This window comes from Paenibacillus pabuli (assembly GCF_039831995.1).
Classification (GTDB): Bacteria; Bacillota; Bacilli; order Paenibacillales; family Paenibacillaceae; genus Paenibacillus; species Paenibacillus pabuli_C.
This window is the reverse complement of sequence record NZ_JBDOIO010000003.1, coordinates 1,632,651-1,656,685: the sequence shown is the minus strand read 5'-3', so window position 1 is coordinate 1,656,685 and position 24,035 is coordinate 1,632,651. Positions and strand designations below refer to the sequence as shown.

The following is a 24,035-nucleotide window of genomic DNA, read 5'->3' as shown; positions in this document are numbered from 1 at the left end:
GCTCGCTTTTGCAAAACTCAGACATGCAGAATGGTGACATGCTGGATAGCGAACACTCCAGAGAATTGTTTGCATACTACGGATTGGCTGTTTATTATGGACAAGCTCTTGAGCAGCAGCTCGTCAATCTGATTCTGTTGATGAAAATGTCTCAAGGCAAGGCTGTATCCGATGAAGACCTGGAAGATCTGTATGAGCGGAAAATGAGCAGTTCACTCGGGCAGCTCATTCATGAAGTTCGGCATCACTTTACGTTTTCAGATGAAGAGACCCGTCAGTTGAATGAATTATGGAAACAGCGGAATAGCATTGTGCATCATTACTTTAAGGAAAGAATCCACGAAACCTTTAGTGCTGAGGGACGATCGCGCATGATCAAAGAACTGGAGGATTTCAAAGACCGTGCTCAGGAGCTGGAGATCAGCCTTCAACAATATGCGGGTGCCTGGATCGCACAGCTAGGATTGAATGCTGAATCGGCTGCGGCGCTGCGGCGGCTTGAACATATGCATTCCGAAAGCTTGCATGCCCGAAGCATGGAAGAGGAGAATCAGCGTGATTGACGGCAAGGTAGAGGAACGAAAACGGAAAAGAAGAGGGAAGTGGAGCTGGCTGGTCGTTTCCATTACATCTCTGATGCTCACAGGGATTCTCTGGGCCATAGTTACGGCCTGGTTGATCACGGCATACACGGCTGAGCAATCGACCAGACAAAGTGATGCCGCCATCATCCTTGGTGCTGCTGTGGACGGGGATCATCCCTCACCCGTATTTCGAGAGCGGATCGAACATGCTATTTTAATGTATCGTCAGGGGACGATATCTAACCTCATCTTTACCGGCGGTTCGGGTCGTGCAGGCGAGCGTTCTGAAGCGGAAGTGGGCAGAGATTATGCAGTTGCACACGGCGTAGATCCAGCAGATATTCTGATCGAAACACAATCAAGAATTACAGAGGAGAATATGGTTAACTCCATCTCGATCGGGAATAAGGCAGGGTACCAGAATTATACGATCATAAGTGACCCGCTGCATATGAAGCGGGCCATGAAGCTGGCAAGTGAACTCGGCATGGATGCCGTTCCGTCTCCAACACAAACGACAGCCTATCAGACCTGGCGCAGCCAAATTCCATTTTTGGCGCGAGAGACTGTGTTATATATGGGATATACGGTAAAAGGATGGATAGACAATCTGCAGTAGCCTTGAGGCGAAGTGTGGATTGTCTTTTCTTATTGCACAACTTGGCAGGTTCTATGTCCCAGGATAATTAATGGCTGCGCTGACCAGTGCTGCTACGCCAAATCCGATAAACCACCAGGGCCATCGCACGATATTGCCTTTGCGTCTGCCAATGATCAAACAGATAATCCCCATTAATAACACGGCAGTAGCGAAGCTGCTGCCTACAATCCAGCCGATGCTCATGCTTAAATCCTCCTGTTTATGATATATGTGGTGAAGATTTTCCAACGCGAAATGACCCGCCTCTAACGTTCACTTGAAATGGATAAGTGCCGAGACCATAAATACGTTGATCGCCATGATTCTGTAGTTCAAAGTCGCTTTTGAAGCGACCTCCAGTTTGCCTAAAGTGTAGGTAGAATCCGTCGTCATTATCAGGAATTTGAACGTCTATATGGCTGCTGGTAGAGACATGGTCCAATGAATGAAGCATGGAGGAAGACTGGATCGTAAGCGATCTGCCAGTTGATCGGGAATGAATGTGAGTGAATTGTCCACGTAGATGAATGGGAGAAGAGGTGGCTTGAAGGTTGAGCTGATTGGAATGCAGATTGATACCTTCTACCCGACTGCCGATTGCACGCAGATTCATGTGTTTTGTATGACCCGATAAGTTCAGCTTGCTTGATGTACAGCGACAATCCAAATGTTGTGAGGCGATGTTGGGGATTGTGACTCGTGTCCCAACGGTTTTCAGGGTCATTCGTTCCAATGTATGGGGAGGGAGCAGGATGCTCAGTGATGTACGACGAAAGTTTAGGCCGAGCGGGAAAGCCTGCTTGTATCCATCAATAATGTGAAGTGTATGGTTGTTAACCGTAGCCTCATAACACCGGGACAATGGAAAGCGGCCACTCGCTCGTTGAATAACGCGAACGAATTCATCCACACCAGTGGCAATATGCACATCCCCATGCATCCAATTCAGAGAGAGGAGATGAATAGGTTTCTCCAACTTCATTTCTTTACAAATAATAAGTCCATCACGCTTCAATCGTAAGCCCCCTCATTTTTTGAACCACCGTCATTCTCATCAGTTACAAATGCACCAATCTCCTTATGGTGAATCAGAATTCGTTCGATCAACTCATTGTTCACGATATCAGCCCCAAGCGTTCTCATCAGCGACTGCAAAAAGATAAGGCGCTGCTTCGTATCTGCGATTGTGCGGCCAAAGATTGCAGGATTGATCCAGATGTTAACCAGCATCATAAATACTTCAGCCGTTGCCTCGGGATCAGATGTACTAATCGATCCATCCTCAATACCCTCTCTCAGGATATCCGCAATAACGGGTGCGTCGAGTTGTACAGCCTGTTGGATGCCTCTGACAATAAAGACAGGATTTTTGATCTGAGTCTGAAGAACCCGATCCAGGGAGTGAGCCTGTGGGTCAGAGAGAACATGCTCCAGAATATGAACTAATTTTTCTCGTGCTGTAGCTGCAGTGGTATCAACCACCAATTGATCCAGCATGCGGGCTGAGTAGGCAAATTGCTGTTCCATGACTGCATTCAGGATTTCATCCTTGGATTTAAAGTGGTGATATATTGCGCCTTTGGACATGCCAAGAGCATCAAGGATATCCTGGATACTTGTCTTCTCATATCCTTTCTCAGTGAATAGCTGTGCTGCTACGGTTAGAATGTGCTGAACCGTTTGTTCAGGGTGTTTGTTCCTAGCCATGGTTACCTCCAAATTTATGATACCGACCGTTGGTATGTATGATAAGGCTAAATGTCCTGAATGTCAATATGAGGAAAGTGAGAGTGCGATCTACCGAATAAGGAATACACTTCAGTTTGATTTTTTATAAAACAAAAACGCCCTGTACGCAGACCGGGAAGCCTACACACAGGGCGGTAAAAAGTGAAAATTTAGACATTGAATTCAATAAATTTCTTAGGCATGCAGCGTTACATATTACCTCCAGCTAAGGAAGCGGACGTTCGGATGGCCTTGTCAGAGCCGCTGTTCGCGTTTGCTCCGCCAATCGCTTGTGCCCCTTGCTGAAGCTGATACATTTGATAATATCGTCCTTGGAGTTCCATCAGTTCATCGTGCGCGCCCTGTTCCACAATACGACCGCGGTGCAGGACCAGAATCTGGTCAGCCGAACGGATCGTGGAGAGGCGGTGAGCGATGATGAATGTGGTCCGTCCTTTTTTAAGGACTTCCAGCGCATTTTGAATCAAAGCTTCCGTTTCCGTATCGATATTGGCTGTTGCTTCGTCGAGAATAAGAATAGCCGGATCGAAGGCAAGTGCTCGTGCAAAGGAGATCAATTGACGTTGACCGGCAGATAACGTACTTCCTTTTTCAATGACGGGTTCATCGAATCCCTGGGGCAGATGTGCCAGAATCCGCTCTGCTCCCACGTCACGCAGCGCCTGTTCGATCTGGGCACGAGTGATGCGTTCATCTTCAAGACTTACATTGGAAGCAATGGTGCCGGTGAAGAGATAGGGATCCTGGAGCACGATGCCCATATGCTGCCGAATCCACTGTTTCGGCAATTCCTTGACGTCCTGACCGTCAATAGTAATCTTGCCTTTTTGCGGATCATAGAACCTGAACAACAGGTTGATAATTGAGCTTTTACCCGAACCGGTATGACCGACCAAGGCAACAGTTTGGCCTTGCGATGCTTTAAACGAGATATTGTTCAGTACGTAGTCCTTTTTATAAGCGAAGGATACATCGTCAAATACAACATTTCCCTTGTACCTTGGCATGGAGCCATCGGTTACCGGTTCTCCCTGTTCGTCCATTAGCTCAAAGACACGTCCAGCCGATACGAGGGAGGAATCCAGGTTCGCCAGTTGGTTGACCATGCCGGTGATCGGCTGGAACAAACGGCCCAGAACATCGACGAATGCATATAGAACACCCAAGGAGATGATACTGGTTCCATCCAGTACCCCGGAGCCGAAGTACCACAGGACAACGGCAAACGCGATATTCCGCAATACATTTACCAGGTTGTGAGAAGTGAAGGCGTTTAAGTTCAGCATTTTGTTCTGGTGTTTCATATAATCGTCATTCAGATCTTCGAATTCCTGTTTGGTCTGCTTCTGGTGACGGAATACGCGAATAATGGACATCCCTTGAATGGACTCATTGATAATCGCATTGATCTCACTCAGCCGTGAACGAATAATCGTATTGTAACGGGTAGCGAATTTGCGGTAGAGCACAATCCACAGAATCAGCATCGGTACAACGAACAATGAGATCAGTCCGAGGCGGAAATCCAGCAGGAAGAGGGCGACATATACACCCGTAATCGTAATGATTCCTGAGAAAAAGTTCGACAGTACGGCAACGAACAGATCCTTAACGGCTTCTGTATCGTTTGTGACCCGTGAAACGACTTTACCTGCAGGAAGATTATCAAAAAAGTGCACGGGCAGTCTTTGAATATGGGCATAGACATCATTACGAAGCCTTTGAATCACTTTGTTCGCAGAGGACTGCAGCCAGTAGGTTTTACCAAACTCCATAATGACCGAAATTACAAGAAAGATCATGTAATATACAATTAATTGATAGATGCTTGGCATCTCAGGTTTGTAAAAAGCAAAGAGTTCACCAGCGGAAAGCGGCTCTGCCGCATACTGGCCGGTCACTTCACCAGCACGCGTAACCGTTAGGGTACCATTTTCATATGAACGATCCCCATCGGGTGCACTTACCGGTTCATTGACAAAATAAAAGCTTTTGCCGGCTTGCAGTACTCTGACTTCGGCACCCTTCACTTCACTGGCTTCGAATCTTCCTTCGCGTTTGTAATTCTTGCCATTGTAGACCGCGGCTTCGGATGAAGCCTCCGATTCATAGAACGGCTGCTCAATGGCGAGCAGATGATTGTCAATCATCGATTTGGCGATGAACGGACCGGCGAGCTCAGCCGCCACACCGATCGTTAGCATGATTAAAGCTGCAATAAACGTACCTTTGGCTTTCAGGGCATATTGAAGCAGCCTTTTGCCTGTATTCGACTTCAAAACGTTGACCTCCTACGTGGACAGATTGGATTCCACCTGTTGCCGTTCATATTGTTCACGGTACCAGCCGTTCATGGCAAGCAGTTCCTGGTGGGTTCCTTCTTCCGTAATTTTCCCGTGCTCCAGTACGATGATCCGGTCTGCGTGTTCAATGGCGGACAGGCGGTGTGTTGAGATCAGCGTTGTTTTGCCCGAGCGTTTGTTGCGTATATTTTCAATGATTTTGGCTTCCGTTCTGGCATCGACTGCGGATAAGGCATCATCCAGGATTAGAATATCGGGTTCGGCAATAAAGGCACGTGCGAGAGATACCCGCTGTTTTTGTCCGCCGGACAGGGCAATTCCTTTTTCACCAACAAGGGTATCCAGTCCATCGGATAATGTGCCCAAATCCCCATCAAAGGCTGCAGTACGGATGGCTTCCATAATGACTTCATCACTCGCACCGGGCCTGCCGAATTGAATGTTTTGACGAACCGACTTGGAGAACAGCACCTGCTCCTGCGGAACATAACCTATCCAGCTGTGTAAGTCATCCTTGGCGATCTCCTGGATCGGATGACCGGATATGCTTAATGTACCGGAACCGGCAGGGTATTCATGAAGCAGCTGTTTGAGCAGGGTGGACTTACCGCTTCCTGTACGTCCCACAACACCGAGTGTCTGACCACGGCGAAGCGAGAAGCTGACATGACTAAGATTATCGACTGTAGAACTTGGATAACGGAACGTCACATCCTGCATCGCAATTTCTTCAGGATTCGTAATATGTGCAGGTTGATCGACGTCCTGAACAGCAGGTTCTACAGATAAGGTTTCGTTAACCCGGTCCAGAGAGGCGCTGCCACGCTGCATCAGGTTAATCAGTTCGCCAATGGCGAACATAGGCCAGATCATCATCCCCAGGTACATGTTGAACGATACGAGATCTCCGAGGGTAATTTCATTGTGAAACACGAGATAAATCCCGTAGGCCAGCGCGATAACGTAACTGAGACCGACACACAGCCGAATCGTAGGTTCAAAGAGAGCATCCATCTTGGCGACGGCCAGGTTTTTGCGATAAACGTCTTCAGTGACATCAGCGAACCGCTTCTGGTCCAGACGTTCCTGAACATAAGCGCGTACCACACGAATACCTGCGATGGATTCCAGAACCTGATCATTCATGTCCCCAAATGCGTCTTGTGCCAACGTGTAACGCTGATGAACGGCTTTACCGTAGATCATCATGGCAATGGCGATAAACGGAAGCGGCAGAATTGCAGCAAGGGTCAGCTTCCAGCTCACCAGAAAACCCATAGCGAACAATACGGTTGCCAGAAAGGCAGTTGAGTCCGTTAGTGTCAGCATGCCGAAGCCTGCTGTTGTGGCAATGGAACGAAGGTCGTTGGTAGCACGAGCCATCAGATCTCCCGTTCTGTTCTTCTCAAAGAAAGGCGGGGTCATCCGCAGCAGGTGATCCATGAAACGTGATCGTAGCAAGCGTTCAACCAGATTCGCGCCACCAAACAGTTTGTGCATCCATATGTACGTGGTCAGATAGATAATAACGACTGTTCCTAGGATAAGTAAAATGTAACGTGTGAGTGAGGCGCCAGTAATAGAACCGCGCACAATCTCGTCAATGGCATTGCCGAGCAGACGAGGGGGGAGCAGTTCGGCTACGCCCACGAGAATGAGCAAAATGACACCAATCAGGTATCGTTTGCGTTCCAGCCGGAAGAACCAGGCCAGGTTTTTGAGTACAGAGAACAAGTGGTATCCCTTCCTTTCAAGTGTCAGTGAAATACGTTACCTACTCATGTATACCGGTTTCTACCCACAAAAAAAGACATACCGCACGCAGGCGGTATGTCTTGGATATTAATCATACGGCGCATGGCTCCGAGAGCAGAGCCACCGCTGAACATAAGTATCGTAAGTGTGCGCAGCAGCTAACCTGATTCAGGGTTACTGCAGTGCTGACTTAGAACGGAATAACGATTTCGAGGGCGCTCCGGTATTTAATTGTGAGCTGAATAGACCATCCATATGACTGTTAAACACCGTAATCACCCTTTCTGTTTTGGAAATAAATTGAATGTGGATCTCGTATGTTTGCATCTTAACACCGCCTTTTGGGATCTGTCAAACTTTTTTCACAATTGCATGAGCAGCTATTTTTGTTTATTTCTGTGGTGTTATGTTTGAACTCAAGCCCATCAAGCGATATGATGTAACATATATATAGAGAAGGAGCTGACATCAAATGAGTACCATACATGTATCTGACCGCGCTGCCCGCTGGTATAAGGAAGAACTGAACTTGAACGAAGGAGACAGCATCCGATTCTTCGCTCGTTATAGCTCCGGCGGAGGTCTCCATCCTGGGTTTTCACTGGGAATCGCTGTGGAGGAACCACGCCATCCGGCTGACCAAACAGAAGTATCAGGTATTCACTTTTTTATGGAAGATCACGATTATTGGTATTTGAAAGGCCACAAGCTGCATGTCGATGTGGTGGAAGAAGGACAAGATATTGAATATCGTTACACAGAGGTCTAATCAGGTTTGTTCTGGCAATACCTTCGGTTCGGCCTCTGTAACGAGATGAAAGAACTGGATTAAATTGCGGCTAAGCATGGATTGTACCGCAGGCTTCTGCCGGCTTCGAACAGGAGGGATAGGAATTGAATCCGCCAGCCCGAGATCTGGCCCAGTATATTGCAAACCGTTCTCATATTGTGGTGAAGGCTGCAGTCTGGGCCGAGAACGAACGAGGTGAATTGTTGTTGATCCAGCACGCCGAGCAAGGTCATTGGCGTATCCCCGTTGGACAGATGCGTCCTGGCGAAGCCATTGAAGATACAGCGCATCGGGAATTGTGGGAGGAGACGGGATGGACAGCAAGCAGCATGACACTTGAAACACTGCATTCGGGTCCTGACCTGAGACAGCTGCATTCCAGCGGGGATGAGGATTATTTTGTGATCGCCCTGTTCCGAGCACGAATCATTCAGGATCGTTTGGTGGAATCCCGAGTCAACAGCGAGGCAGGATTGAAGTTTTTCGACCCGGAATCGCTTCCGGTGCTGAATGGCCTAAGTCGTATGTTGCTTGAACGTACAATGGTGGATTAAACGGCAAAACAAAAAGAAGCCTTCCCAACGGGGAAAGGCTTCTTTTGTTGATATTACATGCCGTATGCAGAATTCCAGATCAACTAGACCTGATCGAGCGGTTCTTCGTCCATCGCAAAATCAAAGTCATCAATATCAAATACTTGCACAGGGGCCGATGATTCTATAATTCGTGCGATCAGCTCAACCTGATCTGTGAGAATCGGGATACTCAGACGCTGTGAAGTGAGCAGCAGCTCTGTCTCAATAGGATCGAAATACTCACCATACTGAGCCGTATCCACTGCATTGATAATGGCGATGGACACCTGATCACCAAACAGGATGGACGGGCTTTTGGCCCAAGGAACGGACAGGGCCCGTTCGATCTTCTTCTTATTCAGTGGTTCTTCAAAATAAGAGATGATCTCGTTAATCTTCGATTTTACATGCTGATCATCAGCCGGGTTATCCATCAAAGGATCCGGACTGACTTGAAATTCATATAACTCCAAGACGGTGGTATAAGGAACAATATATTCAACAGGCGCGGGCGGCGCGAGCAATTGACCGTAAATTGCCACCATCACGGCTTCTGTAATAAACTGACGTGACATGGGTACCTGAATCCTCCTGCGGCCATTAATAATTGCGAGGTGAATCAATTTTGGTAATGCAAACGAATACAAATGAAATTGATTTCTCTGCTATGGACATGGATGCATGAATTGCATGAATAGTAGTATATCATACAACGGTGGGAAATACAGCCAGTCAGTAGAATGTCAAGTCCCAACTTCAATCAGGATTTGCCGAGCAGCAGGGACAGAATTCCTGCCGCAATCAGTGGTCCTACAGGGACACCTTTGAACAGGGCAACGCCAAGTACGGTTCCAATAAGTAGTCCTGCAACAACAGTTGGTTGAGTGCTCATGAGTGTAGCGCCCCGTCCACCGAGATAAGCCACCAGTAAGCCCACACCTATGGCGAGCAGCGACTTCCAGTGAAGGAAAGACTCCCCGATCGTCTGCAGACTCATCTTACCGCTGGCAAGTGGCGCCATGACCCCGATTGTCAAAATGATAATGCCCAGCGTAAGCCCGTACTTTTCAAGCCAGGGAAAAGCCTGGTTCACATTCAATACCCGTAACAGGAGTAGAAATACCATGGCTACGGTCACAGGTGTATTGCTGCTAATAATACCAAGTGCTGCAAACACGAGCAGCAGCAAAGAGGTCATATCCATGGATTTCAATTCCCTTCAGCCTGCCCGCGTTGCCGGCTTACGATATGCTCTGCAATATATTTTCCATGCCAGCGTCCAGACTCAATGAATACTTCGTTGGCATTGCGTCCTGAAGCGATAACTCCACCGACGTAAACTCCGGGAACACTGCTTTCCATCGTTTGCACATTGTAAACGGGTTTGTCCAGATCATCTGACATTTCAACACCGACGGAAGCAAGCAGTTTGCGGTCTGGACGGAAACCCGTCAAAGCCAGAACAAAATCGTTTTCAAGCTCGCTTGTGGATCCGTCTGCATGAAGCAGGCGAACGGAATCGTCCAAAATTTCATTCACACGTGCACCGAGGTGCAGCGTAATGCGGCCTTTCTGCACCAAGCTTTCAAATAGTGGGCGTACCCATGGCTTAATATGCTCCGACAGACCCGTACCCCGATATACCATGTCAATGTGGGCTCCTACACGGACAAGTTCCATCGCTGCATCCACGGCGGAATTGCTGCCACCGATGATTGCAACACGTGTTCGGGTGTAGGGATGCGCTTCTCGGAAATAGTGCGTAACTTTATCTTTGTCTTCTCCAGGAATACCGAGGTAGTTCGGGTGATCGAAGTAACCTGTAGCTACAACGACGTTACGTCCCTGATGAACAATGGTTTCCCCGCGGCGATTGACCGTATGTACTTCAAAGGTTTCATCGTCTCTGCGTTTGATTTCGCGGGCTTCCTCATAATTATGAACACGCAGGCCGAAGTGTTCGGCTACTTTGCGATAATAGGCGAGTGCCTCGTAGCGAAAAGGCTTGTCGTTTGGCGTACTAAACGGGACATTTCCGATTTCGAGCAGTTCCGCTGTACTAAAAAACTGCATATGGGTTGGATACAGATAGATGGATTGTACAATATTATACTTCTCTACAATGACAGCTGACAGACCCAGCCGTTCACATTCGATGGCAGCAGATAGACCACAAGGTCCTCCGCCAATGATAATTACATCTTCCATGTTCTTACTCCTCCTTCATTCAAGCAATATTATCCTACCGTAAATAGTCATGTAATGCCAGTTTACGCCAGGAATTGGCGGAAGAAAATTCCGCATAACGGGTTTGACTTTGTGGTGAGAAAAGATTAACATCAAATTAGATATTTATCTAAATGAAAGAGGCGACGCCCATGCAACTGGAGAAAATTGTGGCATACCACAAAGCGCTGGCTGATCCTACCCGGCTTCGTATGCTGTTATTGCTGTCTCAGGGTGAACTTCATGGACAGGCCCTTGCCGAGAAGCTAAATCTGTCACAGCCCACAGTTACTCATCACGCATCCAAGTTGAGAGAAGCGGCATTGATCAAGGAACGGAGAGAAAAAAATACGGTGTTTTTCTCTCTCAATCCATCCTTTATACGTGAGCATGCTCAGGCTTCCGTTGATTTTATTTTCAAAAGAGAGGAGGTAGCTGATATGAGTGATGTAAACGAAACGCTCAAAGCATCTGTCATGCGAAATTTCTTTTCCAAAGATGGACGCTTGCGTCAAATTCCTGCCCAGTACAAGAAGAAGCTCATCGTGCTTGGCCATTTAGTTGAACAGCTTGAATTCGGACGCAAGTATACGGAGAAAGAGATCAATGAATTTATACGTACGTACCATGAGGACTTTGCCACAATTCGCCGGGAATTCATTATGCATCAGTTTATGTACCGGGAAGATGGGATCTACGAACTTAATCCGAAGGAAATGTGGACCCGCTGGGATCAGGTAAAATAAGTGATGACAACAAAAGAAATCAGAGCAATTAAATTAATCCAGATAGATAAAATATAATTAGGCTTGACAAGAGCAGAGTACAATGTGTAACATGTTGGATAAATCTACAAGGGAGGCGATGTTATATGACAATCCTAACGGCAGTATACGTTAATTTGAATATGGACAGCGTCTCCGGAACGGATCAAAACATGTAAAGTACGTGAATTGGACAGGTACGTCCACATTTACGTAGTTATTATTACATGTACAGATGAAGCCACGGGTGACGCACCCGTGGCTTTTTGATTGCAGGGAAAAGGGATGTCCTGTATTGCATGTGGCAGAGTTTTACACTTTCGTTCTGCTGACAGGTACAGACAGGAAAATCTCGATTCTTTTAACTTCGAATTGCCGCGGGTGGTTTCTCACTCGTGGTTTATTTGCATTTGATCTAGTCCGGAGTATTGGCGCGCATCAATGGTAAGAAGGTAAGAACACAATTTGGGAGGAATATGGAATTTGAACAATCACATCGAAAATTACGGATGGTCCGCGAAATGGCAGGAAACGTGGCAGCAATCAGGAATCGAAATGCAAATGAGAGCACCAGCCCGAGTTATTGCTGACCACGGTCAATTGCAGCGTCTCGTCACAGCCGAAGGAGAATGCTGGGGAAGGATATCGGGACGAATGCGTCATGACAACCTGGAGACGGGGACGCTTCCAGCAGTGGGGGATTGGGTAGCAATAACGGGGGAGCCTGGTGAAGAGGCTACGATTCACGGTATTCTCCCACGCCAGAGCCGGGTATCCAGGCAGGCTGCCGGGGCCATAACGAAAGAGCAGCTGATTGCTGCAAATGTCGATACCTTGCTGATCGTCGCTGCGCTTAATCATGATTTTAATCTTAGACGGTTGGAAAGGTATATTATGATGGCCTGGAATGGAGGGGTTAGACCGGTCATTATTTTAAGCAAAAGCGATCTATGCACTGATGTAGAGGAGAAAACGGCGATGGTCGAGGGGATTGCCCCTGGCATTGAAGTGCTTGCGCTGTCGGCTGCTCAGGACCAGGGAAAAGCTTCACTAGAATCCTATCTGCAGCCAGGGACCACTGTAGCCTTGACCGGTTCTTCAGGTAGTGGCAAGTCCACCCTTGTAAACTGGATGATGGGGCAGAATGTGCAGCTTACACAATCCGTCCGGGAGGATGACAGCCGGGGAAGACATACGACAACCCATCGAGAGATGTTCGTTTTGCCCCAAGGTGCTGTGCTCATCGATACACCTGGCATGCGTGAGCTGAACCTGTGGGACGAAGGCAATGATGGACTGTCCCAGGCGTTTGGTGAAATTGAACAACTTGCTGCAGCATGCAGATTCGTCGATTGCAGTCATACACGGGAAGCGGGATGCGCTGTTACAGAAGCCATTCAGAATGGGTCCCTGGACGAAAAAAGGCTAAACAATTATCTGAAGATGCAGAAGGAATTACAATATCAGCAGCGGAAGGAAGCAGTTGCTTCCAAGCGGCGAACAGCTACAAGCAAACCAGCGAGTTCACGTAAACCCAAACATGCCCGGAGAGTAAGTGATTGGGAAGAGGCTTAAAATCAGGCGGGCATCCTTGTGAGTTCAGCATAGAATAGCTCAGGAGGGATGTCACGATGCCGGAATACAGAATTATTGTGGATCTGTCGGATCACATGTTATATCTTCTGGATGGCAATGTGGTAATTAAGGGCTATCCTGTCGCAACAGGAAAGATGCTCACTCAGACCCCAAGCGGGGAATTTACCATTGTAAACAAACAAGCAAATCCGGGTGGACCTTTTGGTGTGCTGTGGATGGGGTTATCTGAACCTCATTATGGCATCCATGGGACGAATGAACCTTCGTCCATCGGCAAGTCTGTATCACATGGGTGTATCCGTATGTACAATTCAGACGTGCTGGATCTCTCTTCAAAGGTATCTGTAGGCACGAGAGTGACGATCCGGCCCTAGGGCCGGATTTTACCCTCTCCTGAATTGGTTTATGGATGTATTTGGAATATAGGGGCATCATGCTTATAATAATGTAAAATCACTACAATCTGAGAGGAAGGTGAGCGTTCGTTGGTACAGATCAGACAAGCCCGTGAAGGGGATGCAGAAGGAATTGCCCGTGTACATACAGAGAGTTGGAAGACTACATATCGCAATATTGTACCTGATGATTTTTTGGACCATTTGACTACGGAATCAAGAATATCCCAATGGGAACAAACCATACGCTCTGACGAAAAAAATCAGATTCTGGTGGTGGCTGAACAGCCGGGCGGGAATATTGTCGGATTTGCCTGTGGAGGAAGGGAGCGTGAAGGTAAGCTGCCTTATGATGCAGAGTTATATGCCATTTATTTGCTGGAAGAGGTACAACAAAAGGGCCTCGGTCAGCAACTGGCCACGCATGTTGTTCGTTATCTTCATTCTCAGGACATGAAGCGTCTGTTGATCTGGGCGTTAGAGCGAAATTCGGCATGCCGTTTTTATGAAAAGATGGGAGGAAGGCCTGTTCATACACAATCCATTCGAATCGGAGGGCAGAACTTGATCGAGATCGCCTACGGCTGGGAGAATCTGAATGATTTTGCCAGACAGGTGCCGCCTCCATTGGAATCATAGAGTCTGAGTGACACGTTTGCGCCATCTTTAATCAGGTTAATGAACTACTATACTTCTTATAGAAGAAGAACATCCAATCTTGACTAGGTGCCGCCTCCAGATGACTTTAATGGAGAAAACACATGCAACTTGGACTAAACAATATATTAATGGCGAATGGGTAGAAAGCTCCGGTGAGAAAACGATGGAGAACATAAATCCTTATCCGGGGGAAGTGACGTAGCGATCTTCCAGTAAGGCGGATATAGATCGGCCATACGAGTCAGCCCAAAAAAGCTCATCAAAATGGAGTGAGTCCTTGCCAGTTATCAAAGAAGGCCTATTGCAGCATCAATACCGGGATTTCCCTGGTAACGACTAAATAGATCATTCGGGAAAGATCGACATGGAATGCGAAAGTCCGCGCCTGGCTTGAGTTGGCGAGCTTTTGCACGTTTTTACATCAAGAATTTGGACGACCAGAAATCCGAGGGAAAAGCTGTTTGGTGTTCACGTAATCTGGTTATTTATGGATACACGGGAGTACCGATCCGTAAATCCAAAGGTAAAGGGGCTTGAATTCCATGTCCATTGACCGTTTTATTCTGAGAAAATTGAACACTTGTCAGGAAGAGCATACACGTGCCAATCTGGTTCGGCTGTTTGTCATTCGCATTCGCAGAGCCGAGATCGCAGAGGAGCATGAGACCACTTATGCCGTTAGCAGAGTGCATTAAAAATAGATAGAGAAACTGGCCTTCATCAAAAAAAGGAAGCTTGTCTTTATGGACAGCTTCCTTTTTCCTTGTTTGCATATGCAATTTCTTTACTGACTCTGCTTTAATACAGCGACAAGGCCAGAGAGTCATTTTCACTGCGGCTGTGCAGAATGGCCTCACATCCGACAATTTCAATACTAATCAAAGAGTGCAGACATTTTTGCAATGCGCGCTTACCATTGCTGATTTTATGCTCAAGGGCACTGCTAAGCAATCTTAATGTCTTTTGCATAGGTTGTTTGTTTTCTTGATTGAAATATACAGGGATTGATTTGTTTTGAAAAGTTATTAGTGTTCTCACTAGAAATCACCTCACGAGAGTTATTTCATACTGGTTATAATAAATTCCAATGCTTAAAATTACCTTAAAATCAGCTTATGAAAACATAAAGGTGAGCAATGTTTGAAAAGTGTTCACAATTTGATTGTGGACCAAGGAATAAGAAATCCCAAATACGGAATGTTATCTCCCATTTATATGGAAGAAAACAAATTGTTTTCGCATCCTCGCAACAATTAACGTGAACAATGCCTCAAAAGTTCTGAGTCCATTGGACGATATTTTAATATTTATGTGGGTCATATGTAACAAAAACACAGGTTGTACATTGCAAACAGGGTGTTAATGTAAGAAAATAGGGTTGGAATAGCGATTCATCCGCATTTATTTGATTTAATTTGACATTAGGACAATTTACATATGAGACCATGGGAGGGATTATGATGATTCTTACCGTGTATTCCGGCCGGGAGGAAGGTGAATGGTTCGATATTGAAGTCCCGGATGAGTGTACGATCGAACATCTGAAGACATTGCTGGGGGTGCGGATCTTTGGACAGGCACCTGGTGATGGCATCCAATATATCCTTGAAGCCAAATTCCCCGAAGGTTTGTGGTTCTCTCCGCAGAACTCGCAGCAGCTGATGGAAACGGGCCTGCGGCAAGGAAGCTGTGTACGCGTTCAGCGGGCATTCTCAACCACTACGGAAGAAGCACCAGTGTACGGAAGACGTTCATTATTTCAGCAGGACAGCAACGAATGAGGGTTCTTGACGTATACATTCATTATCGAACCCATTATAAGGAGGTCTTCTCTTCGTGAATGTGTTATATCAACGTTCTCCAAGAATGACACCGGTTCTTAAGGAAGAAAGGCTGGAAATTCTCAGACCTCCAACAGAACCGAGCAAACCTACGTTTTCAATGATTTCTATTATAATACCGATCATGATGACGATGGTCAGTATCGGATTCTACGTATATATCAACATGACGGGCAAAATGGGCAACAGCAATTATATGATGTTTCAGATGATGACGGTTATGATGATGCTTACGTCATATACCATTCCGTTTTTCGTATATCTGAGTAACAAAAAGACGTATCGAAAAAAGATTGAAGAGCGTAAGGCCATGTACCGTGCCCAACTGGATAAGCACCGCGAAGAGCTTAAGGAAGCTCAGGCCGAGCAGGTCAAGAGCCTGTATGAGATTCATGGTGATCCCAATGTTTGTCTGCAAGTCGTGAAGAATCGCAACAGTTCCCTGTGGGAGCGTTCGCCGGAAGATGACGATTTCTTACAGGTACGGATCGGTACGGGAGAAATTCCGTTTCGAATTAAACTGCAGGTTCCTCGAGTGGATGGCTATGAAAAAGATGAATTAATTGAGGCCGCTCATGAACTTGCTGCAGAATTTGAGACGGTATCCGATGCTTCCATTACGCTTCCGCTGTTCCAATCGAAAGTGATGGGATTGGTAGGGAACCGTGAGGAAGTGCTTGCTTCCTTGCGCGTCATCATTTCACAACTCACGGTGCGGCATTCGCCGGATGAATTGAAGATTGCGGCTTTTTATGAAGAAAAAGAAGCGAAGGAATGGGACTGGCTGCGCTGGTTACCCCATATCTGGGATGAAGATCAAGGACAACGCTATATGGCCGACAGGCACAGCGGTGCGCATCAATTGGCGGACAGCTTGTTTTCCGTGTTAAACCGTCGTCGGAACAACAAAGAAGATCGGTACAAAAAAAGTGTGCAGACTCCGTGTTATGTCGTTGTTCTCTCGGACACGCAGCTTATTGAAGAAGAGCCTCTTCTTCCATTATTGCTCGAATCTGCACAGGAGATTGATGTGTGCACCATTATTTTGGCGAACCGCAAGGAATCCCTTCCGATGCATTGTCAATTGATCATGGAAGCATCCAAAGGCAAGGGCGTGTACATCAAAAAAACGGAAGACGCTGACGTTGTACAGCAGACGTACACACCGGACGTGATATCGAAAGAGACGGCTGAGGCACTCTCGCGTTACATGTCTCCCATTCGGCTGAAGCGATCTTCCGCTTCGGACATCCCGCAAATCCTTCCGTTATTTGATATGCTTGGCACTTCACGTGTTGAAGATCTGGATGTAATCACCCGCTGGGGCCAGACAAGATATCCGGATACGCTGCCTGTACCCATGGGCGTGCGCGCAGGTGGCAAGAAAATAGCCATCAACTTGCATGACAAAATTGAACGTCAGGGTCACGGCCCGCACGGATTGATCGCAGGTACGACGGGTTCAGGTAAAAGTGAGGTCATTCAGTCCATCGTGGCTTCCCTGGCTGCCGAGTTCCATCCCCATGACCTGGCTTTTATGTTGATTGACTACAAAGGCGGGGGGATGTCCAATACGTTCGTAGGCTTGCCTCACGTGGTGGGTACGATTACCAACCTGGATGGCAATTTGATTGAACGGGCCAATATCTCACTTCGGGCTGAATTGGTCAGAAGACAGAAGATATTGAATGATGCCGGTAACCTTCAGCACATTGACGAATATTACAAGATTTTACGTTCAAGACATGAACAGCCATTGCCTCATTTGGTCATTATTATTGATGAGTTCGCTCAATTGAAACGGGACCAGCCGGAATTCATGGATGAATTGATTAGTATTGCGGCTATTGGCCGAACACTGGGTGTGCATCTGATTCTGGCAACTCAGAAGCCGGCAGGCGTAGTGGATGACAAAATATGGAGTAACTCCCGTTTCCGCATCTGTCTTCGTGTACAGAGCGAGGGAGACAGCCGGGATATGATCAAGATCCCTAATGCAGCATGGATTACCAAGCCGGGCCGCGGATACTTCCAGGTCGGCAGTGATGAGGTATTTGAGGAGATGCAGTTTGCCTGGAGTGGTGCGCCTTACAACCAGCAGGAGGACACAACGACTGTACTGCCTGTCATGGAAGTACGTCTTAATGGTAAGAGAGAACCACTTTTGACTGGAGAACGCAGGGCAGTCCTCAAAGGCGAAGATGTTCCTAAACAACTACAGGTCTTCATCGATTATGTGGCACAGTCTGCCGCAGATGCAGGAATCAAAAGATTGCCTGGTCCATGGCTGCCTCCCCTTCCAGAGACGCTGGAATGGGACAGTCTAGCGGATTGGCAGGATGAAGAGCACAGAGAGCTGCTGCTTGACGGCGGAGCCAGTGGCTTGAAGCCGGTGGTTGGTCTGCTTGACGATCTGCCTAACCAGCGTCAGATGCCACTTGCACTCCCTGTAGATCAAGGGCATTTGATTGTGTACGGCATGCCTGGTTTGGGTAAAACGACGTTTGTCCAGACTTTGCTGATGTCCCTCGCCCGTTCTCGTCGTACGGATCCATGGCATGGATACATTATCGATATGGGACGGATGATGAAGGACTTTACAGGACTGCCGCAGATCGGTGGCGTTCTGATGGCCGAAGAGGAGGATCGGATCAAGCGTCTATTCCGGTATATTCTGAAGCTGTCAGCACAGCGCAAAGATATGATCTCGGAGGCAGGGGTTAAAACGATTTCGGCTTATCGCCGGACAGCACATGCAGCTGTTCCGCAGATTGTTGTTGTAATCGATGGTTATCTATCTTTCCGCAATGCTTATCCAGATGAGAACGAACTGCTGGAAACGATTCTGCGTGAAGGTGGAAGTCTCGGAATTACGTTCATCCTGACTGCGAATCGGGTAACGGATGTCTTCGAGAAGTTCAGAAGCAACATACCAAACGCGGTTTCCTTTGAACTTTCCGATCCGAGTGACTATTATTACGCAGTTGGCCGGCCTTCCAAGGCACCAAGCCAGCTTCCGCCAGGCAGAGGCTTGGTAAAAGGACAGGTACCACCTTTAATGTTCCAAGCGGCTTTGCCATCGTCCGGTGAGGATGAAGGGAAACGTTCGTCTGCTCTCCGCGGAATGATCGCAGAGATTCGGGATAGCTGGACAGGAGAAGAAGCTCCGCAGATTGCTCCGCTTCCTGAAGAAGTGAAGCTCAAGGATTTACTTGTGACTACGGGGGCGTTTGCGCAAGCAGGAGAATTTTCGACTATCAATGTTCCAGTAGGCTTGTTGACAGATGATTTGGAGCCTTTCTTGCTGAATCTTCGTGAAGGTCCGCATTTTATGGTCACAAGTCCCATGGAGGGCGGTAAAACAACATTTTTGTTGACATGGATGTTATCTCTGGCTTATCATGCTTCTCCTGAAGACGTGCAATTATACACGGTAGATATGCGATATGGTTCCGGAGGACTGGGAGAGATCAGTAGTTTGCCCCATGTCCGTGGACATGTGTCTCGTGAAGAACAGCTTGCACCTGTGATCCAACAGTTGTACGATGAGGTTCTAAAAAGAGGCGAGTTAAAGGGTGGACCTGAAATCGTGCTTGTGATCGATGATGCAGATACCCTATCTAAACAGTTGAATGATTTTAACGTGAAAGATCAATTGGGAGCGATTGTTCGTCAAGGACGAGATCGTGGAATACATGTTATACTTTCGGGTGTTCCAGCTGATTTCCCAACCTTTGGTTCAGACTGGGTGAGTGATGTTAAGGCTTCCCAGAGTGGATTGTTGTTCGGGACTTTAGACCCTAACGATCTCTCGTTCTTCCGTATACCTTATACCGAATCTGGAGGCAGTTCAGCTGGGCTGAAGGTACTGCCACCAGGTCAAGGTTATTATGTTAAACGTAAATATTCCAGGGTTAAAGGTGCAGTTCCTTGTGATGACAGCTGGAAAATGACAGATTGGATTTCTGAAATTCGTGACCGATGGCATGTTGTAGTTTGAGGGGAGGTGGCTCATAATGTTGACGGTTCATGATTCCAAGCAAAAGGTAGTCACTTTGCAAATAAAAGAACTTTTTTTCCTGGCCGGTATTCTCGGTTCAGACCGATTGCTTGGCGTTGAAGATCCCTTCCGCGGTTACATGGCAGAAGACATCGCTGTGGAATGGGAGCGCGTCAAAACTTCTCTGCTCGAAAAGGGATATTTGATTCAGGATCAGGACAGCAATGAGCTGATCATGACACCGACCGTTTTCTCCAGGGTAGCCATTGCGGGACTGTCAGACAGGGCCTGCTGGATTCGCTACACATCGAGCGGCACTTCGTATGAAAGTTATATCCATTGCACGGACGAACGGGTCGTTGAAGTTTCCCGTGTTGCTGACGAACCGGATTCCTTCCGGTTATCCGATCTCGGGAACGTTCGTGAAGCGATTGACTTCCTGATTCAAAGGATGAAGTGGAGTGGCCATTCTCCAGCGGAGAAGCCTGCACTGATGTGCTCCAAGAAAAAATTCTATGATGTTATGAACGAGCTTAACGACAAGCAAGAATCCGCGGTTGCTGACGAACTGGCACAGGAGACGAACGATCCGGAAGGGTCGCTAGCTCTTGCGCGTTGTCTGGTTAACAAAGAATCAGACGGTGAACTGCGATTGCTTGTGTGGAACGGGGAAGGCTGGAAGTCACAGTCTGCAGCATTCGCTGCGAGCTCTGTATCCAACTGGTTGTTCCGCATGAGTACAGCCGCTTCAGATGATTGGCTTGTAGCGGCGCTGACGACGAGAGAACAGTTTCACGAGATGCTGCTGGACTGGCTTAAACAGCCTGCAGGGGAAGAGGAAAGGTGATGGTAAATGCGCATTCGTGTGGAACCGGATGTGCTTCGGGCACTGAGCAGGCAGATTCAGTATGCGGCGGAGCAAATACAGCAAAAGATGACAGTGTTGGAACAGGCGATTCATTCGCTGGAGTGGGATATTGAGGCCCGCGCTGCGGTGATGAGTGAATGGAGTCACAGCAAGCGAATTGGCGAAGATGCGGTGCGTCGTTTTATGGACTTAAGCGTGCAGCTGGGACGCAAAGCCTTGTTATTCCAGCAGGCAGACATGGAGTATCGTACAGTGCTGAGTCATGTGAACACAGCCTATGGCAATGCGGTCAATATGCTTAACGTTCTTGAAAACAATCGTGCAGGGGAAATCATGCCTACACACGCCGCAGCTGCTGCTGTAGTATCCGATCCCCTTTCCGCGGTGGCGGCAGTATACCGGGTGCAGGATGCTTCGCCGCCCGACGGTTCCCCCGCTACATTGATCCAGGCGATGCAGCCTGAACCTGTAGCGTGGAGATTTACAGATCCCACCTTTCGGGGGAGAAGAGGAACCGAACCTGTGGTATCCTGATTAGACAGTTTACAGAAGTGCGAAATAAGGACAGCAGAAAGTGAATCATTTATGTAAATAGTCTGTTAAGGGAAGTTTCAATCACCAAAAATGGGGTAAATAGGATTAGGTCCTTCGGCTTTTGTTCGATCGATCCTGGTATAGTACAATTTGAACAAGCAAAAATTTAATTGCACAAACCAAGGAGGAAATTACACATGGCAGGACGCATTTTAGTTACCCCAGAACAACTTGATCAGGTTTCCAACCAATTCAAACAAAGCGGTGAGCAAAGTCAGCAAATCGTTTCTACATTGACTCAATCCATCACAAGCATGGAAGGACAATGGGAAGGTATGACGAAACAACGCTTCTTCCAGGAGTTCCAGGAAGCCAGCAAACAAATGCAATCTTTCGTTCAAACGCTGAACAGCATCAGCGCGGAACTGACGGCTATTGCCAACAAATTCCGTACAGCTGACCAAGCTCGCTAAACTGCTTTACATAGATCAGGCCGATGTCATGTCTGACTTGGCACTAGATCGTACGCAGGCAGCAAGCTGAAGATGTATAACTACAGCAAAAACCGGGCGTTTTACGACACCCGGTTTTTGCTGCACTATGACAGAATGACAGAGAGAGGGATGAGCATGTCTTTTCAACCGAATCCCGGGGATGAAGTGGTGATCAATGACATTGCCTATACCATTGGGCAGCATCCGGCTGCGCCCGGTCTGGCATACGCCCAAGCCGGAAGGCAAGGGATCGTCTACCAGTTAATACCCCGAAATGGTTCAATAAGTGGGGCCAAAGCACTAAAAGTATTTTTTCCTAAATTCCGTATCCCGGCTATGGTCTATCAATCTGAGCATATGGAACCTTATAGTGAACTGCCAGGTTTGCAGGTATGCAAGCGTGATGTGCTCACTCCGGAAAGAAACGGAGCGCTCATTGGAGAACACCCCGATTTGTTGTACGCGGTTTTGATGCCGTGGGTGCAGGGTCTGACCTGGTTTGACGTAATCAGTGATCAGAAACAGCTGACTGCAGAAGAGAGTCTGAAGTTGGCGAGAGCACTAGCAGGGACTGGTTCGGCCATGGAGCAACGAGGACTTGCTCATTGTGATTTGTCCGCACCCAATGTGATGATTCCGTTTTTTTCCGAAGTGGAAAACCTGGGAGCCTTATCCGCAGTTGAACTCGTCGATGTAGAGCAGATGTACGGTTCCAAAATGGATCGTCCAGATGCTCTGCTTGCCGGTTCACCCGGTTATGCAGCTCACCGGGCAGTACACAGCGGTTTGTGGAGCTCATATGCCGATCGTTTTGCTGGTGCAGTTATTATCGCTGAGATGTTAAGCTGGTCCGATTCGACCATTGTAGAGAAGGCATGGGGAGAAAGTTATTTTGATCAGCATGAAATGCAAACGGTGAGTGAGCGCTATTTTGCTATGCGCGATTCACTTCAGAAACGATGGGGTTCCAAAATATCCGATCTGTTTATCCGTGCCTGGGAGAGTCACGATCTGAGCAGCTGCCCAACATTTGGTGAATGGTTTGTGGCCTTGGCCTCAGCAAACGCCAGTCAGGCAGAAGCAGCTGGAGTGAAGGAGCCTGAGGACCAAGTAACAGATGCGGCAAACGTAGAAGAGACGAGCAAGACAGTTGCAAGTGCACCAGGGACCAGCGTAGCAGATTTGAAGTCAGCTAATGGACATCATGCGTCCACGTCGAGTCCTGAAGTGCCGCCTGGACAGGAAGCAGTTGTAAACAGGCTGTTCCTGCAGGCTCGGGCACTGGAGGATGAGGATAAGCCTGCAGCAGCACTGGAAGTATACCGTTCGCTGTATCATTTCATTCCGGCTAATAGTGCGATGCAGATGGAAGTTGAGGCTGCAATCAACGAGCTGGATGCCAAGCTGAATCCCAAGGAAGAAGCCGCACAGCCTGTCCGTGTTCCTTTTTACAGATCCAAAAAGTTCATGATCTCCTCCGCTGTCCTAGTTGTATTGTTGGCCGGTACCGTGCCAACTGTTAAAATTTTGGCCGATCAGGCCGAGGTCAAGCAGCAGGAAGAACAAGAAGCAGCAAGACTGGCAGAGATCAAGGCTGCTGAAGAAGCAGAAGCGGCAAAAGCCGCTGCGTTGAAGCAGGAGGAAGAAGAGAAGAAGAAACAGCAAGCAGAAGCGGCGAAGCTTGAAGCTGCGGAAAAGCAAAAACAGGCGGAAGCGCAGCAAAAGGAAGAGGAACGAAAAGCCCTTCAGGCGAAATACGATAAACAGGCAAAATACGAGGCTTATCTAGCCAAGCAGGAACAGCAGAAGAAAGAAGCAGCCAAAAAGGCACTGCAGGAGAAGTACGACAAGCAGGCGAAGTATGAAGCCTACCTGGTCTGGAAGAAGGAGCATGATGCTCAAGTAGCGAAGCAGGAAGCGGAGCGCAAGGCAGCGGCTGAAGCAGAACGCAAACAGGCAGCGCAGAAAGCAGCCGAGGAAGCAGCTCGAAAGGCTGCACTCAAGAAAAAGCGTGCTGAGAACGTGGTTACGCTGATTGCTCATTATAACAAGGCGTATAATGCTCAAAAAGGTAAGAAGATCGAAAATGCGGTGTCCTATGCCCGTGATTTCAAAAATTTGTATAACACGGATGCTGCATACTTTAAAGGTGTAGGTAAAGTGGCGGCACGAATGAGTGCGATTAACAAATTTTTGAGCAATACCAGCTACAATCTGCCCAACTTGTAAATTACGTGAACAACGGAGGTGGCTCAGGCCCA

Annotated in this window: 24 protein-coding genes; 15 read left to right on the top strand and 9 right to left on the bottom strand. The window is 47.7% G+C overall.

Going from position 1 to position 24,035, the window contains the following annotated elements:
- Positions 1–8 precede the first annotated feature (8 nt).
- Together ABGV42_RS09410 and ABGV42_RS09405 are read left to right on the top strand one after the other, a co-directional pair.
- On the top strand, positions 9–563 hold the full coding sequence (locus ABGV42_RS09410; protein ID WP_347381448.1) for a hypothetical protein: 555 nt from the start codon (positions 9–11) through the stop codon (positions 561–563).
- Positions 556–1,203, top strand: a complete 648-nt coding sequence (locus ABGV42_RS09405) for a YdcF family protein (protein ID WP_347381447.1) — start codon at positions 556–558, stop codon at positions 1,201–1,203. The genes ABGV42_RS09410 and ABGV42_RS09405 overlap by 8 nt, the downstream gene beginning before the upstream one ends.
- 51 nt (positions 1,204–1,254) lie before the next feature.
- Here ABGV42_RS09405 and ABGV42_RS09400 read toward each other — a convergent pair whose 3' ends face one another.
- The 5 genes from ABGV42_RS09400 to ABGV42_RS09380 form a co-directional block, all read right to left on the bottom strand.
- Positions 1,255–1,428 carry a hypothetical protein gene (locus ABGV42_RS09400; RefSeq protein WP_347381446.1) on the bottom strand — a complete coding sequence of 58 codons (174 nt, stop codon included), beginning with the start codon at positions 1,426–1,428 and terminating at the stop codon, positions 1,255–1,257.
- A 16-nt stretch (positions 1,429–1,444) separates the two neighbouring features.
- The gene (locus ABGV42_RS09395; RefSeq protein ID WP_347381445.1) at positions 1,445–2,239 is read right to left on the bottom strand and encodes a DUF4097 family beta strand repeat-containing protein; all 795 of its coding nucleotides are present in this window, start codon (positions 2,237–2,239) and stop codon (positions 1,445–1,447) included.
- Positions 2,236–2,931, bottom strand: a complete 696-nt coding sequence (locus ABGV42_RS09390) for a TetR/AcrR family transcriptional regulator (protein ID WP_347381444.1) — start codon at positions 2,929–2,931, stop codon at positions 2,236–2,238. Before ABGV42_RS09390 ends, ABGV42_RS09395 begins: the two co-directional genes overlap by 4 nt.
- Before the next feature lie 230 nt (positions 2,932–3,161).
- The gene (locus ABGV42_RS09385; protein WP_347381443.1) at positions 3,162–5,252 is read right to left on the bottom strand and encodes an ABC transporter ATP-binding protein; all 2,091 of its coding nucleotides are present in this window, start codon (positions 5,250–5,252) and stop codon (positions 3,162–3,164) included.
- Between the two features lie 12 nt (positions 5,253–5,264).
- Positions 5,265–7,010, bottom strand: a complete 1,746-nt coding sequence (locus ABGV42_RS09380) for an ABC transporter ATP-binding protein (protein WP_347381442.1) — start codon at positions 7,008–7,010, stop codon at positions 5,265–5,267.
- Positions 7,011–7,503: 493 nt separating this feature from the next.
- Here ABGV42_RS09380 and ABGV42_RS09375 point away from each other — a divergent pair, with 493 nt between their 5' ends.
- Both ABGV42_RS09375 and ABGV42_RS09370 read left to right on the top strand, forming a co-directional pair.
- Positions 7,504–7,800, top strand: coding sequence for a HesB/YadR/YfhF family protein (locus ABGV42_RS09375; RefSeq protein WP_347381441.1), 297 nt, complete (start codon positions 7,504–7,506; stop codon positions 7,798–7,800).
- Between the two features lie 125 nt (positions 7,801–7,925).
- A complete protein-coding gene (locus ABGV42_RS09370) occupies positions 7,926–8,375 on the top strand; it encodes an NUDIX domain-containing protein (protein ID WP_347381440.1) in 450 nt (149 codons plus the stop codon).
- An 83-nt stretch (positions 8,376–8,458) separates the two neighbouring features.
- Here the strand turns inward: ABGV42_RS09370 and ABGV42_RS09365 are convergent, their stop codons facing one another.
- The 3 genes from ABGV42_RS09365 to ABGV42_RS09355 all read right to left on the bottom strand — a co-directional run bounded on the left by ABGV42_RS09365 (position 8,459) and on the right by ABGV42_RS09355 (position 10,604).
- On the bottom strand, positions 8,459–8,971 hold the full coding sequence (locus ABGV42_RS09365; RefSeq protein WP_095287670.1) for an ADP-heptose synthase: 513 nt from the start codon (positions 8,969–8,971) through the stop codon (positions 8,459–8,461).
- Between the two features lie 185 nt (positions 8,972–9,156).
- Positions 9,157–9,600 carry a DUF441 domain-containing protein gene (locus tag ABGV42_RS09360; protein ID WP_095287669.1) on the bottom strand — a complete coding sequence of 148 codons (444 nt, stop codon included), beginning with the start codon at positions 9,598–9,600 and terminating at the stop codon, positions 9,157–9,159.
- Positions 9,601–9,605: 5 nt separating this feature from the next.
- Positions 9,606–10,604 (bottom strand): YpdA family putative bacillithiol disulfide reductase, encoded by a 999-nt coding sequence (locus ABGV42_RS09355; RefSeq protein ID WP_347381439.1) that lies wholly within the window; start codon positions 10,602–10,604, stop codon positions 9,606–9,608.
- Positions 10,605–10,774: 170 nt separating this feature from the next.
- Between ABGV42_RS09355 and ABGV42_RS09350 the strand changes: the two genes are divergently transcribed.
- The 5 genes from ABGV42_RS09350 (at position 10,775) to ABGV42_RS09330 (ending at position 14,732) form a co-directional block, all read left to right on the top strand.
- A complete protein-coding gene (locus ABGV42_RS09350) occupies positions 10,775–11,368 on the top strand; it encodes a metalloregulator ArsR/SmtB family transcription factor (RefSeq protein WP_239298816.1) in 594 nt (197 codons plus the stop codon).
- Positions 11,369–11,869: 501 nt separating this feature from the next.
- A complete protein-coding gene (gene rsgA, locus ABGV42_RS09345; protein WP_347381438.1) occupies positions 11,870–12,961 on the top strand; it encodes a ribosome small subunit-dependent GTPase A in 1,092 nt (363 codons plus the stop codon).
- Positions 12,962–13,017: 56 nt separating this feature from the next.
- Positions 13,018–13,356, top strand: coding sequence for a L,D-transpeptidase (locus tag ABGV42_RS09340; RefSeq protein ID WP_347381437.1), 339 nt, complete (start codon positions 13,018–13,020; stop codon positions 13,354–13,356).
- A gap of 111 nt (positions 13,357–13,467) precedes the next feature.
- Positions 13,468–14,016: a GNAT family N-acetyltransferase gene (locus tag ABGV42_RS09335; protein ID WP_347381436.1), complete on the top strand. Its 549-nt coding sequence runs from the start codon at positions 13,468–13,470 to the stop codon at positions 14,014–14,016.
- Positions 14,017–14,579: 563 nt separating this feature from the next.
- Complete coding sequence (locus ABGV42_RS09330; RefSeq protein ID WP_181429970.1) at positions 14,580–14,732, top strand: hypothetical protein; 153 nt, start codon at positions 14,580–14,582, stop codon at positions 14,730–14,732.
- Positions 14,733–14,835: 103 nt separating this feature from the next.
- Here ABGV42_RS09330 and ABGV42_RS09325 read toward each other — a convergent pair whose 3' ends face one another.
- The gene (locus ABGV42_RS09325; protein WP_095287663.1) at positions 14,836–15,075 is read right to left on the bottom strand and encodes a hypothetical protein; all 240 of its coding nucleotides are present in this window, start codon (positions 15,073–15,075) and stop codon (positions 14,836–14,838) included.
- 422 nt (positions 15,076–15,497) lie between these two features.
- On the opposite strand from ABGV42_RS09325, the gene ABGV42_RS09320 reads away from it, so the two are divergent.
- The 6 genes from ABGV42_RS09320 to ABGV42_RS09295 all read left to right on the top strand — a co-directional run bounded on the left by ABGV42_RS09320 (position 15,498) and on the right by ABGV42_RS09295 (position 24,003).
- Positions 15,498–15,818, top strand: a complete 321-nt coding sequence (locus ABGV42_RS09320; RefSeq protein ID WP_062326145.1) for a hypothetical protein — start codon at positions 15,498–15,500, stop codon at positions 15,816–15,818.
- Positions 15,819–15,873: 55 nt separating this feature from the next.
- Positions 15,874–19,878: a type VII secretion protein EssC gene (gene essC, locus ABGV42_RS09315; RefSeq protein WP_347381435.1), complete on the top strand. Its 4,005-nt coding sequence runs from the start codon at positions 15,874–15,876 to the stop codon at positions 19,876–19,878.
- A gap of 16 nt (positions 19,879–19,894) precedes the next feature.
- Positions 19,895–20,725 carry a hypothetical protein gene (locus ABGV42_RS09310; RefSeq protein WP_347381434.1) on the top strand — a complete coding sequence of 277 codons (831 nt, stop codon included), beginning with the start codon at positions 19,895–19,897 and terminating at the stop codon, positions 20,723–20,725.
- A gap of 6 nt (positions 20,726–20,731) precedes the next feature.
- Positions 20,732–21,280 (top strand): WXG100 family type VII secretion target, encoded by a 549-nt coding sequence (locus ABGV42_RS09305; RefSeq protein WP_347381433.1) that lies wholly within the window; start codon positions 20,732–20,734, stop codon positions 21,278–21,280.
- A 197-nt stretch (positions 21,281–21,477) separates the two neighbouring features.
- Positions 21,478–21,753, top strand: coding sequence for a WXG100 family type VII secretion target (locus tag ABGV42_RS09300; RefSeq protein WP_017689071.1), 276 nt, complete (start codon positions 21,478–21,480; stop codon positions 21,751–21,753).
- A gap of 156 nt (positions 21,754–21,909) precedes the next feature.
- Positions 21,910–24,003 (top strand): hypothetical protein, encoded by a 2,094-nt coding sequence (locus tag ABGV42_RS09295; protein WP_347381432.1) that lies wholly within the window; start codon positions 21,910–21,912, stop codon positions 24,001–24,003.
- Positions 24,004–24,035 lie beyond the last annotated feature (32 nt).